Raw genomic sequence first — 12,500 nt, 5'->3', positions numbered from 1 at the left:
TATCCGGCTCAAGCAAGGAATGCGTGATGAGGAAGACGCTGCCCGCACGAGCCCGGCCGGTCCTGCACCGCGCCGCCGATCAGTGCGACGAGACTCTGTCCGACTACCCCGCCGCCCAGCAACCCGACTGGCCCGACCCGGCCGAGCTCGCCGGCGTCCGCGACACGCTGTCCGAGCGTGAAGACGTCGTCGGCGCCGCCGAGGTGCTGCAACTGCGGTCCCTGCTGGCCCGCGCCGCCGAAGGCGAGTTCTGCGTGCTTCAAGCGGGTGACTGCGCCGAAGACCCGGCCGACACCGGCGTCCGGGCCGTGGCCCGCAAGATCGGCATGCTCGACACGCTCGCCGAGGTGATGCGGGTCGGCTCCGGTCGCCCGGTCCTCGAGGTCGGCCGGATCGCCGGCCAGTACGCCAAGCCCCGCTCGCAGAACGTCGAGAACGTCGACGGCCACGAGCTGCCCGTCTACCGCGGCCCGATCGTCAACAGCCCCGAACCGACCGCCGAAGCCCGGCGGCCCGACCCCACCCGGATCCTGGACGCGCACGACGCCGCGCTCGGCGTCCGCGCGTCGATCGGGCGCCTCGGCCGGGGTACCGGAGCCGAGCCGGCCGGCCGGATCTGGACCAGTCACGAAGCCCTGCTGCTGGACTACGAGGTCCCGCTGGTGCGCCGGATGCCCGGCGGCCGCAGCTACCTCGCCTCGACGCACTGGCCGTGGATCGGCGAACGCACCCGGCGCTCGGACGGCGCCCACGTGCACCTGCTGTCCACTGTGGTCAACCCGGTGGCGGCGAAGGTGAGCGCGAAGGCGCCGATCGAGGACGTGCTGAAGCTCTGCGGGCAGATCGACCCGTTCCGCACGCCCGGGCGGCTCACGCTGATCCCGCGGTTCGGTGCCGCCCGCATCGGGGAGCTCGCACCGCTGGTGCGGGCGGTGCGCGACGCCGGGCACCCGGTGCTGTGGCTGTGCGACCCGATGCACGGCAACACCGTCGTCGCCGACGACGGGCTCAAGGTCCGCTGGCTCGAGGACATCATGAACGAGCTGCGCCAGTTCGTCCGGATCGTCACCGGCGAGGGCGGCGCGTGCGCCGGGCTGCACATGGAGGCCTCGCCCAGCGAGATCTCCGAATGCCACGGCGCCGGCATCACCGCCGCCCGCGGGCCCGGCTACACGACGCTGTGCGACCCGCGGCTCAACCTCACCCAGGCCGTCGCGCTGACCGCGCACTGGCAGCCCGAGGCGGCCCACGAACTCAGGACGGAGCTGGCGTCATGACCGTGACCCTCGTAACCGGAGCCGGCAGCGGGATCGGCGCCGCCACCGCGACCCTCCTGGCCGAACGCGGCCACACCCTCGCCTTGTTCGACCGCGACGAGGACGCCCTCACCCAGGTCGCGAAACCCCTGCTGGACGACGGCCGCAGCGTCGAGACGCACGTCGTCGACGTCACATCCAGCGCGGAGGTCGACGCCGCCGTCGAGCGCGTCGAGACCGGCTTCGGGCCGATCAGTGGCCTGGCGAACGTCGCCGGGGTGCTGCGGATGGGCCGGGTGGCCGAGCTGTCCGACGAGGACTGGAACGAGACGTTCGCGGTCAACGCGACCGGTGTGTTCCACGTCTGCCGGGCGGTGTCCCGCCGGATGGCGGCGCGCAAGAGCGGCTCGATCGTCACGGTGGCGTCCAACGCCGCGGGGGTGCCGCGCAGCCACATGGCCGCCTACGCCGCGTCGAAGTCCGCCGCGACCAGCCTGACCCACAGCCTCGGCCTGGACCTCGCGCCGCTCGGCATCCGCTGCAACGTCGTCGCGCCCGGCTCGACCGACACGCCGATGCTGCGTTCTATGTGGACGGACGACACCGGGCGGCAGGCCACGGTCGACGGCGACCCGGGCCAGTTCCGCCTCGGCATCCCGCTGGGCCGGATCGGCGTGGCCGAGGACGTCGCCCGCAGCGTCGCGTTCCTGCTGTCGGACGAGGCCCGGCACGTCACCCTCGCCACCCTGCTCGTCGACGGCGGCGCGGCCCTCGGCGCCGTCTGAAGGAGGCCTGATGACCGGCATCACGATCGAACCGTACGACCTGCCCACCACCGTCCCGGCCAGCACCGCGACCTGGCGGCCCCACCCGGGCCGCGCGGCCCTGCTGATCCACGACATGCAGCGCTACTTCCTCGGCTTCTACCCCGAGGACGGCGAACTGCGGCGCACGCTCGTCCGCAACGTCGTCCAGGCACGGGAAACGGCCGACCGGCTGGGCATCCCGGTGTTCTACACCGCCCAGCCCGGCTCGATGACACCCGAGGACCGCGGGCTGCTGCAGGACATCTGGGGCCCGGGCATGAAGGCCACCCCGGCCGACCGGCAGGTGATCGACGAACTCACGCCGACACCGTCGGACGTCGTGCTGACGAAGTGGCGCTACAGCGCGTTCCACCGCACCGACCTGCTCGACCGGCTGCGCGCGGCCGGTCGCGACCAGTTGATCGTCTGCGGGATCTACGCGCACGTCGGCTGCCTGGTCACCGCCGTCGAGGCGTTCACGCACGACATCGAGACGTTCTTCGTCGCCGACGCGGTCGCCGACTTCGGCCCGGACGAGCACCGGCTCGCGGTGGACTACGCGGCCCGCAACTGCGCCGTCGCGACCACCACGGCGGCGCTGGTCGGCGAGCTGGAAGGGGCGGTGGTCACGTGAGTCCCCTGCCCATCCGCGCGGGCTCGCCGTACGCGATCCTGCACCGGCCCGGCAGCGGCCGCGGCGACCAGGTCGAGATCGTCTCCGGCCCGGTCCGCACCGCCGAGCGGCTGGCCGACCTGACCCTGGACGACGGCTCGTGGGAAGGCCGGGGCCGGCACACGAAGCTGGTCCTGCTCCCGTACCGGCAGCTCGCCGAGCGCGGTTACGACTGCCCGGACGACCAGGTCCCGCTGCAGGTGATGGACATCGAGGCCCAGACGACGCTCACCGTCGCCGAGACCCTCGCGGCGCTGCCCGACGGCGTCCCGCCGCTGGAGGACCGCGCGTTCGACCTCGGCGACGACGAGTACGCCCGCACGGTCGAACGGATCCTCGACGACGAGATCGGGGCCGGCGAGGGCGCGAACTTCGTGCTCTCCCGCAGCCTGCGCGGCCGGTTCCCCGGCTTCGACGACGACGTCGCACGGGCGGTCTTCAAGCGCCTGCTGGGTGCGGAAGCCGGGGCGTACTGGACGTTCCTGGTCTTCACCGGCGAGCGCTACCTGCTCGGCAGCACGCCGGAGCAGCACGTCCGGCTGTTCGACCGCACGGTGACGATGAATCCGATCAGCGGCACCTACCGCTACCCCGAGGGCGGCGCCGACGCCGGAGGCCTGCTCGAGTTCCTCCACGACGAGAAGGAAGCCGACGAGCTCTGCATGGTCGTCGACGAGGAACTGAAGATGATGGCCGAGCTGTGCGACCGCGGCATCCGGGTGTCCGGGCCGCGGCTGCGGCGCATGTCGCGGCTGGCCCACACCGAGTACTCCCTGGAGGGCGAGACCGGCCGGCCGCTGACGGAGGTGCTGCGGCACACGCTGCTCGCGCCGACCGTCACCGGCAGCCCGCTGGTCAACGCCTGCCGCGTGATCCGCCGGTACGAACCGAAGGGGCGCGGCTACTACAGCGGCGTCATCGGGCTCGTCGGCAGTGACGACGACGGCCGCCGCTCCCTGGACTCGGCGATCCTCATCCGCACCGCGGACATCTCGCCGGGCGGCGACGTCCGGCTGGCCGCCGGGTCGACGATCGTGCGCGAGTCGGCGCCGCTGTCGGAAGCCGCCGAGACGACGGCGAAGGTGTCGGCCGTCCTGAAGTCGCTCTCCGGCGAAACCCGCGCCGCCACGGCTTCGCCATCGCCGTCGACCTCGTCCGACGAGGTGCGTTCGGCGTTGAAGGCACGCAACGACGGGAAGTCCCGGTTCTGGCTCGACGGCGCCCGGCCCGGCACCGGGTCCCGGGTGCGGATCACCGTCGTCGACGCCGAAGACGCGTTCACCTCGATGCTGGCCTACCAGCTCAAGTCGGTGAACTGCGACGTGACGACCGTGCCGTGGGACGCGGGGGAGTTGCCGGAGAACGATCTGGTGCTGCTCGGCCCCGGGCCGGGCGACCCCAACGACGTCGGCGGCGCGAAGGTCGGCCGGCTGCGCGCGCTGGCCGCGGACCTGCTGCGCGAAGGCCGTCCGCTGGTCGGCGTCTGCCTGGGCCACCAGGTGCTCTGCGCCGAACTCGGGCTGCCCGTCCAGCGGCTCGCGCGGCCCAACCAGGGCCGTCAGGCCCACGTGACGATCGACGGGACCCGCCGCGCGGTCGGGTTCTACAACAGCTTCGCCGCGCGGACGGCCGACGACCGCGTGGCGGTGCCCGGCCGGGCGCCCGCCGACGTCGTCCGCGGGCTCGACGACCAGGTCATCGGCCTGCGCGGGCCGGGACTGGCGACCATCCAGTTCCACGCCGAGTCCTTCCTCACCGAGGACGGTCCGGCGATCCTGCGCGACGTCGTCGACCACGCGACCGAAGGAGGCAGCTCATGACAGCGACCGCCCCGGCGTTCGACCGCGCCCGGCTGAGGACCTTCCTCGGCCACTTCACCACCGGCGTCACCGTGGTGACCTACCGGCGCGGCCCGATGGTGCGCGGCGCGACCGTCAACGCGTTCACGTCGGTGTCGCTGGACCCGCCGCTCGTGCTCGTCTCCCTGGACCGGCGCAGCCGCTCGGTGCAGCACCTCGGCGACGGGCCGTTCGTGGTCAACATCCTCGCCGAGGACCAGCAGGACGTGGCGATGCACTTCGCGGGCAAGCCGCTGGCCGACGACGACGTGCCGTGGGTCGACCTCGACTCGCCGGTGCCGCGGCTGGGCGGCACGGTCGGGCACGTCGAGTGCACCCCGTGGCGCGCCTACGACGGCGGCGACCACGTGCTGCACGTCGGCGAGGTGACCGGCCTCGACCTGGCCGGCGGGCGGCCGCTGCTGTTCTTCGGCGGCGAGTTCCCGCGGCTGGCCGAAGACCCCGAAGCACCGCACTGGTCGTGGTCGCTGGACGACCCGACACCCCAACGATGGGAGGCAGGCAAGTGAGCGAGACGACGACCCGGCCGTTGACCGGGGACGAGTACCTGGAAAGCATCCGCGACGGCCGCGAGATCTGGGCCTACGGCGAACGCGTCGACGACGTGACCAAGCACCCGGCGTTCCGCAACACCGCCCGGATGACCGCGCGGCTGTACGACGCGTTGCACGACCCGGAGAAGCAGGACGTCCTGACCACGCCGACCGACACCGGCAGCGGCGGGTTCACGCACCGGTTCTTCCGCGCGCCGAGGTCCGCACAGGACCTCATCGGCGACCGGGACGCGATCGCCGAGTGGGCCAAGATGAGCTACGGCTGGCTGGGCCGCAGCCCGGACTACAAGGCGAGCTTCCTCGCCACCCTCGGCGTCGACCCGGGTTACTACGGCGAGTTCGAAGGCAACGCGCGCCGCTGGTACGCCGAGGCGCAGGAGAAGGTCCTCTTCTGGAACCACGCGATCATCAACCCGCCCGTCGACCGGCACAAGGCGGCCGACGACGTCGGGGACGTGTTCGTGCACGTCGAGGAGGAGCGCGACGACGGCCTGGTCGTCAGCGGCGCCAAGGTCGTCGCGACCGGTTCGGCGCTGACGCACGGCAACTTCATCGCCCACTACGGGCTGCCGGTGAAGAAGCGCGAGTTCGCGCTGGTGGCGACGCTGCCGATGGACTCGCCGGGGCTGAAGCTCATCTGCCGGCCGTCCTACGCGCTGCAGGCGGACACGACGGGCAGCCCGTTCGACTACCCGCTGTCGAGCCGGCTCGACGAGAACGACACGATCTTCGTGCTCGACAAGGTGAAGATCCCCTGGGAGAACGTGTTCGTCTACGGCGACCAGGCCAAGGCGGCGACGTTCCTGTCGGCGTCGGGGTTCCTGAACCGCTCGACGTTCCACGGCGTGACGCGGCTGGCCGTGAAGCTGGACTTCCTGGCCGGGCTGCTGCTCAAGGGCGTCGACGTCACCGGCACCAAGGACTTCCGCGGCATCCAGACCCGCATCGGCGAGGTCATCGCGTGGCGGAACATGTTCTGGGGCCTGAGCGACGCGATGGCGCTCAACCCGGACCCGTGGAAGGACGGCGCGGTGCTGCCGAAGCTCGACTACGGCATGGCCTACCGCTGGTTCATGACGATCGGCTACCCGCGGGTGCGGGAGATCATCCACCAGGACCTGGGCAGCGCGCTGATCTACCTGAACTCGCACGCCAGCGACTTCCAGAACCCGGAGCTGCGGCCCTACCTGGACAAGTACGTCCGGGGCTCGTCGGGCTACGACGCGGTCGAGCGGGTCAAGCTGATGAAGCTGATCTGGGACTCCGTCGGCACGGAGTTCGCCGGCCGCAACGAGCTCTACGAGCGGAACTTCTCGGGCAACCACGAGAACGTCCGGATCGAGATGCTCACCGCCCAGCAGGCGTCCGGGCAGGTCGACGGCTACAAGGGCTTCGCCGAGCAGTGCCTGGCCGAGTACGACCTCGACGGCTGGACCGCACCGGACCTGATCAACCCCGATCGGCTCTGACGTGAGCCACGACGTGACGGAGGGCCTCCCCGCGGTGCGGGAAGGCCCTCCGGTCGTGCGTCTGTCAGCTGGTTCCTCAGCTTTCGACGAGCATCAGGCAGAACCCGTCGTGGCCGCGGCTGCCGACGGTCTGCACGGTCGTCGCGGTGACGCGCGGCTCGTCGGCCACCAGCTGGTTGAACCGGCGCACGCCCTGCACCGCCGGGTTGGGGCTGTCGGCCTCGATGACGAGCCCGTCGAGCACCACGTTGTCCACGACGATGACGCTGCCCGGGCGAGTCAGCTTCAAGGCCCAGCCGAAGTACTCCGGGATGTTGGCCTTGTCGGCGTCGATGAACACGAGGTCGAACGGCTCGCCGCCCGCCAGCTGCGGCAGGGTGTCGAGCGCCTTGCCGACGCGCAGGTCGACGACGTCGGACAGGCCGGCGTTGTCGATGTTGCGCTGCGCGACCTCGGCGAAGGACGGTTCGGCCTCCAGTGTGGTCAGCGTGCCGCCCGCCGGCAGCGCGCGGGCCAGCCAGATCGCGCTGTAGCCGCCGAACGCACCGATCTCGAGGATGCGGCGCGCGCCGTGGGTGCGGGCGAGCAGGTGGAGGAACTTGCCCTGGTTGGGTGCCACCGCGATCTCCGGCAGCCCGGCCTCGGCACTGGCCTTGGCCGCGAGGTCCAGGGCGGCGTCGTGCTCCACCATCAGGTTCGAGGTGTAGGTGTCGATTTTCGTCCACTGGTCTTCGCTCATGTCTCCCGATGTTACTTGAGGAAGGCGCGCGACTATAGGGATAATGGATTATTTTTCTCGTCAGGTTGATTTCCTGGAGGCAACCACTGTAGTCTCGAAGGAGATCGGGCGGTTGTTTCGCCGCCGCCCCCGATGATCGATCAAGGCCACTCTCCGAGGCGCCGTCTGGGAATGCTTTCCCGGCGCCGGAAGAAAGGATGGCGACATGTCCGAGAACGCCGTGGCGACCCTCGAGTCGCCCCGCCTTGCCCCGCTCCGCGCGGCCGCGTTCCACCACCTGGGGATCCAGACCGCCGATCTCGCCAACTGCGTCTCCTGGTACCAGGAGTTCTTCGGCTGCAAGGAAAACTGGAACCTCGACGAGTTCTCCGAGCTGACCACCAGCCGGCTGCCGGGCATCGTCAAGCTCGTCGAGCTGCGGGCCGGCGGCACCCGGTTCCATCTCTTCGAGCGCGCGGGCGAAGGCAGCGAACCGCCCGAGCCCGGCAACGCGCAATTCCAGCACGTCTGCATGGAGGTCGGCTCGCCGGCGGAAATGTCCGCCTGGCAGCGGCACTGGACCCGGTTGTACGAATCCGGCCGATTCCATTTCACGCGCGACGAACCGGCGACGGAGATCGTCACCGACGACGACGGCGTGCAGAGTTTCTACGCATTCGACGTGAACGGCCTCGAATACGAGTTCACCTGGATTCCGGAGGCCGCGTCATGACCGTTCCCGTGCTGACCGAGGTCCCCGTGCGCGAGGGGTGGGACTTCGGCGACTTCCCCTACGGCCTCGAACCGCTGACCATCCCCGACGCCGGCACCGAGCCCGGCGGCGACGGCCCCTGCTCCCGCTTCGCCGGCCTGTGCACCCACCTGGAGCACATCTCACGCAGCGGCGTGCCGGGCCCGGTCGAGCCCGTCGAGTCGTCCGACCGGCTGTACTGGTTCCGCTGGATCACCGGCCACCAGGTGACGTTCGTGCTGTGGCAGCTCGTCGCCCGCGAGCTGGCCATGGCCGAGCGCGGCGAGCGTGATCGCGAGGCCGCGCTGGCCTCGGCGGCGCTGTTCACCCGCGGCTTCAGCGCGATGCTGCTCTACACCAGCTCGACGCCGATCGACGTCTACCACGAGGTCATCCGGCCGAGCATGTTCCTGCAGCACCGCGGGTTCAGCGGCACGTGGGCGCCGGACTTCGCCCCCGTCCGCGATCTCTACCGCGGCAAGGGCCTGCCCGATGACGACTCGCCCGGCGTCCAGGCCCTGCGCGACGAAGTCGGCTTCTACCAGCGCGTCCACGGCGGGATCGCGGCCAAGCTGGTGCCGAGTGGACGGTCGCTGCTGCAGGACGCGGCGGGCGCGGCCGAGGCGCCGCACCCGGACGTGCTGAGCGTCGTCTACGACAACTACTTCATGACGCTGCGAGCGCCGACGTCGCTGCCGGACGTCGTGGCCCAGCTGCTGCGGCGGCTCAACGCCGTGGCGCTGGACGTCACGCAGAACGGCGTCGACGCGGTGTCCGACGCCGAGGACCCGCCCGCCGAGCTGACCAGTCCCGAGGTCCGCTCCTGCGAGGCCGGGTTCGTCGGTCTCCTCGCCGACGTCGCGGCGTGCGCGGCCGGCTCCCCGGCGGACTGAGCCGTGCGCCACGGCATCGTCCTGCTGCCCGAGCAGCGCTGGTCCGCCGCGCGGGACCGCTGGCGCCGCGCCGAAGAGCTCGGGTTCGACCACGCCTGGACCTACGACCACCTGATGTGGCGCTGGCTGCGCGACGAGACCTGGTTCGGCTGCCTGCCGACGCTCACCGCCGCGGCCGGGGTGACGTCGAAGATGCGGCTCGGCTCGCTCGTCGCCACCCCGACGTTCCGCCACCCGGTGCCCTTCGCCAAGGAGCTGATGACGCTCGACGACATCTCCGACGGGCGGCTGATCTGCGGCGTCGGCTCCGGGGCCGGCGGGTACGACGAGAGCGTCTTCGGCGACGGGCCGGAAGGCAGCCGGGCCGGGCGGTTCGCGGAGTTCCTCGAGCTGACGGACCTGCTGCTGCGCCAGCCGGTGACGTCGTACGAGGGCGAGTACTACCGCTGCGAAGGCGCCCGGATGGTCCCGGGCTGCGTGCAGCGCCCGCGGCTGCCGTTCGCGGTCGCCGCGACCGGCCCGAAGGCGATGGGCCTGGCCGCGCGGTACGCCGAAACGTGGATCACCGCGGGCGCGCCGGGCCGGTTCGACGCGCGGCGCTGGGACCTGGTCGTGCCGGAGCTGAAGGACCAGCTCCGGGCGTTCGAAGACGCCTGTGCCGCGGCGGGCCGCGATCCGGCGTCGGTGGGAAAGCTGCTGGTGACCGGCGCGACCGTCGGGGGTGTGCTGGATTCGGCGCAGTCCTTCCGGGACGCCTCGGGCACGTTCGCCGACCTCGGCTTCACCGACCTCGTCGTGCACTGGCCCCGGCCGTCCGAGCCCTACCACGGGGACGAGCGGGTCCTCGACGAGCTGGACCTGGCCTGAAAGGAGCAGCATGCCCGTGTACGAGATCGTCAACATGTTCGCCGACCACGTCTACGCCGGCAGCGCGCTCGGCGTCGTCCCGCGGGCCGGTGACCTCGACACCGCGGGCATGCAGGCGCTGGCCCGCGAGATCAACCACACCGAGACGGCGTTCGTGCTGCCCCCGACCGGGACCGGCGCCGACTACCGCGTCCGCGTCTTCACACCCGAAGCGGAGTCGCCGTTCGGCGGGCATTCCAGCGTCGGCACGGCGGTGACGCTCGCGCGGCTGGGCCTGGTGCCCGCCGGGCGGGTCGTGCAGGAGTGCGGGCCCAAGCTGCTGCCCCTGGACGTGTCCGCCGAGGCGGGCAAGATCACCGCGAACGACCCCCTGGCCAGCCAAAAGCTGGATGCCGGGGTTCTGCTCGGCGCCGTCGGCCTGCCCGCCTCCGTGGCCGGCGGCGCCCTTCCCGCCGCCTGCGGGTTCGGCCCGGCGTTCCACTTCCTGCCCGTGCGCGCCGACGCCGTCGCGGCGGCGAAGCCCGACTTCGCGCGGATGGCGGCCGCCGACCTCGCCGACGTCCTGGTGTTCAGCTGGGACGCCGCGACGAACACCGCGCACGGCCGCCTGTTCGCGCCCGGCTACGGGATGCCCGAGGACCCGGCCTGCTCGTCGGCCGCGCTCGGTCTGGGCGTCTGGCTCGTCGAAGCGGGGTGGTTCCCGGGAGGCGACTTCACCCTGCGCCAGGGCCGTGAGCAGGGCCGTCCGTCCACTTTGTACTGCTCGGTCCAGGTCGCCGACGGCCGGCCGGTGTCGGCGTCGGTCTCCGGCGCCGTACTGCCCGCGGGCACGGGTGAGCTGGCCGATCCGGACCGCGAGAAGGGAAGCTGACGTGCTCGACCGACCCGAACTGCTCGGCACCCGGGGTGCCGTCTCGTCCACGCACTGGCTCGGCTCCGCCGCCGGGACGGCGATGTTCGACCTGGGCGGCAACGCCTTCGACGCCGCCGTCGCCACGGCGTTCGTCATCCAGGTCGTCGAACCGCACCTCAACGGCCCGGGCGGCGACGTCCCGATCCTGGTGCACGACGGCGCGACCGGCGAGGTCGAGGTGATCTGCGGCCAGGGCCCGATGCCGGAAGCCGCGACGCCCCAGGCGTTCCGCGACCGCGGCGTCGACGCGATCCCCGGCTCCGGCCTGCTCCCGGCGGTCGTGCCCGGCGCGTTCGGCGCGTGGCTGCGGCTGCTGCGCGACCGCGGGCGCCTCGACCTCGGCACCGTCCTCGCCCCGGCGATCGCCTACGCCGAAGACGGGTACCCGCTGCTGCCGAAGGCGGCCGACATGATCGACGTCCTCGCGCCGCTGTTCCGCGAGGAGTGGACCGGCTCCGGCGAGGTGTACCTGCCCGGCGGCCGGTCGCCGAAGCCCGGCGCACGGATCTGCAACAAGCCCCTCGCCGCGACCTACCGGCGGATCGTCGCCGAGGCCGACGCCGCCAAGGGCGGGCGCGAGAACCGGATCGACGCCGCGATCACCGTGTTCTACGAAGGGTTCGTCGCCGAGACGATCGCCGACTTCCTCGCCACGGCCGAGCCGCTCGACTCCACCGGCCGCCGCAACAGCGGCCTGCTCACCGGCGACGACCTGGCCGCGTGGCGACCCACCATCGAGCAAACGGTCAGCGCCGACTACCGCGGCCACACCGTGCACAAGGCGGGCCCGTGGTCGCAGGGCCCGGTGTTCCTCCAGCAGCTGGGGCTGCTCGAAGGCTTTGACCTGGCCGCAATGGACCACGGCGGCGCCGACCACCTCCACACGGTCGTCGAGAGCGCGAAGCTCGCCTTCGCCGACCGCGAGGCCTTCTACGGCGACCCGGCCCACACCGACGTCCCGCTCAAGGAACTCCTGGATCCGGCGTACGCCGCGGCCCGGCGTGAGCTGATCGGCAGGAAGGCGTGCGGTTCATTGCGTCCTGGCATGGACGGCTGGTTCCCGGAACCGCCGCTGCCCGGCGAGCCGGACGCCGACTGGCGCGCCCAGCTCGCCGACGGGATCCCGGCGGTCGTGAAGCTGACCGCGGCCAAGGGCGACACGTGCTGCATCAGCGCGTCGGACCGCGACGGCAACATGGTCGTCGCCACCCCGAGCGGCGGCTGGCTGAAGAGTTCCCCCGTCATCCCCGGCCTCGGCTTCCCGCTCGGCACGCGCGGGCAGATGGCGTTGCTGGACGAGGGCCACCCGAACACGGTCGCGCCGGGCAAGCGCCCGCGGACCACGCTGAGCCCGACCCTGGTCACCAAGGACGGGCGCCCGCACCTGGCGTTCGGCACGCCGGGCGGCGACCAGCAGGACCAGTGGACGCTGAACTTCTTCGTCAGCCACGTCGACGGTGGCCTGCGGCCCCAGGCGGCTGTGGAGCAGCGGGCGTTCCACACCGACCAGGTGCCTTCGTCGTTCGCGCCGCGCTCGGCCCGCCCGAACCGCCTGGTCGTGGAGAACAGCTGCCCGCCGGAGGTGGTCGCGGAGCTGCGGGCGCGCGGCCACGACGTCGCCCTCGCCCCGGACAAGTCCCTGGGCAAGGTCTGCGCGACGGGGTTCGACGGCGACCTCGTCCTGGCCGCGGCGAGCCCGCGCGGGCAGCAGGCCTACGCCGTCGCCCGCTGAGACCGGAGG

12 protein-coding genes are annotated in these 12,500 nt (G+C 72.0%); 11 read left to right on the top strand and 1 reads right to left on the bottom strand.

The genetic code is table 11. The features are described from left to right. Nucleotides 1–26: 26 nt before the first annotated feature. Genes OHS58_RS13110 through OHS58_RS13085 form a run of 6 tightly spaced genes read left to right on the top strand, consistent with a single transcriptional unit; the run spans nt 27 to nt 6,617 of the window. Nucleotides 27–1,277, top strand: coding sequence for a 3-deoxy-7-phosphoheptulonate synthase (locus OHS58_RS13110; protein WP_326949600.1), 1,251 nt, complete (start codon nt 27–29; stop codon nt 1,275–1,277). Continuing rightward, entirely contained in the window at nt 1,274–2,041 is a 768-nt protein-coding gene (locus tag OHS58_RS13105) for a 2,3-dihydro-2,3-dihydroxybenzoate dehydrogenase (RefSeq protein WP_328648391.1), read from the top strand. Before OHS58_RS13110 ends, OHS58_RS13105 begins: the two co-directional genes overlap by 4 nt. 10 nt (nt 2,042–2,051) lie before the next feature. Further along, entirely contained in the window at nt 2,052–2,696 is a 645-nt protein-coding gene (locus OHS58_RS13100; RefSeq protein WP_326949602.1) for an isochorismatase family protein, read from the top strand. Next, the gene (locus tag OHS58_RS13095) at nt 2,693–4,555 is read left to right on the top strand and encodes an anthranilate synthase family protein (RefSeq protein ID WP_328648390.1); all 1,863 of its coding nucleotides are present in this window, start codon (nt 2,693–2,695) and stop codon (nt 4,553–4,555) included. Before OHS58_RS13100 ends, OHS58_RS13095 begins: the two co-directional genes overlap by 4 nt. Beyond that, complete coding sequence (locus tag OHS58_RS13090; protein ID WP_326953304.1) at nt 4,552–5,103, top strand: flavin reductase family protein; 552 nt, start codon at nt 4,552–4,554, stop codon at nt 5,101–5,103. Before OHS58_RS13095 ends, OHS58_RS13090 begins: the two co-directional genes overlap by 4 nt. Then, nucleotides 5,085–6,617: a 4-hydroxyphenylacetate 3-hydroxylase family protein gene (locus OHS58_RS13085; protein WP_371827526.1), complete on the top strand. Its 1,533-nt coding sequence runs from the start codon at nt 5,085–5,087 to the stop codon at nt 6,615–6,617. Before OHS58_RS13090 ends, OHS58_RS13085 begins: the two co-directional genes overlap by 19 nt. A 76-nt stretch (nt 6,618–6,693) precedes the next feature. On the opposite strand, the gene OHS58_RS13080 is transcribed toward OHS58_RS13085, so the two are convergent. After that, nucleotides 6,694–7,356, bottom strand: coding sequence for an O-methyltransferase (locus tag OHS58_RS13080; RefSeq protein ID WP_326949605.1), 663 nt, complete (start codon nt 7,354–7,356; stop codon nt 6,694–6,696). Nucleotides 7,357–7,576: 220 nt separating this feature from the next. Here OHS58_RS13080 and OHS58_RS13075 point away from each other — a divergent pair, with 220 nt between their 5' ends. Genes OHS58_RS13075 through OHS58_RS13055 form a run of 5 tightly spaced genes read left to right on the top strand, consistent with a single transcriptional unit; the run spans nt 7,577 to nt 12,491 of the window. Further along, nucleotides 7,577–8,068, top strand: a complete 492-nt coding sequence (locus tag OHS58_RS13075; protein ID WP_328648389.1) for a VOC family protein — start codon at nt 7,577–7,579, stop codon at nt 8,066–8,068. Then, on the top strand, nt 8,065–8,979 hold the full coding sequence (locus OHS58_RS13070; protein ID WP_328648388.1) for a hypothetical protein: 915 nt from the start codon (nt 8,065–8,067) through the stop codon (nt 8,977–8,979). The genes OHS58_RS13075 and OHS58_RS13070 overlap by 4 nt, the downstream gene beginning before the upstream one ends. 3 nt (nt 8,980–8,982) lie before the next feature. Further along, a complete protein-coding gene (locus OHS58_RS13065; RefSeq protein ID WP_328648387.1) occupies nt 8,983–9,846 on the top strand; it encodes an LLM class flavin-dependent oxidoreductase in 864 nt (287 codons plus the stop codon). Between the two features lie 10 nt (nt 9,847–9,856). Continuing rightward, nucleotides 9,857–10,717 carry a PhzF family phenazine biosynthesis protein gene (locus tag OHS58_RS13060; RefSeq protein WP_328648386.1) on the top strand — a complete coding sequence of 287 codons (861 nt, stop codon included), beginning with the start codon at nt 9,857–9,859 and terminating at the stop codon, nt 10,715–10,717. Between the two features lies 1 nt (nt 10,718). Beyond that, nucleotides 10,719–12,491, top strand: coding sequence for a gamma-glutamyltransferase family protein (locus OHS58_RS13055; protein ID WP_328648385.1), 1,773 nt, complete (start codon nt 10,719–10,721; stop codon nt 12,489–12,491). Nucleotides 12,492–12,500: the final 9 nt, after the last annotated feature.

This window comes from Amycolatopsis sp. NBC_00348 (assembly GCF_036114655.1).
In the GTDB taxonomy this organism is placed as follows: domain Bacteria; phylum Actinomycetota; class Actinomycetes; order Mycobacteriales; family Pseudonocardiaceae; genus Amycolatopsis.
The sequence above is the reverse complement of the archived record's forward strand: the minus strand, read 5'-3'. Positions and strand labels throughout refer to the sequence as shown.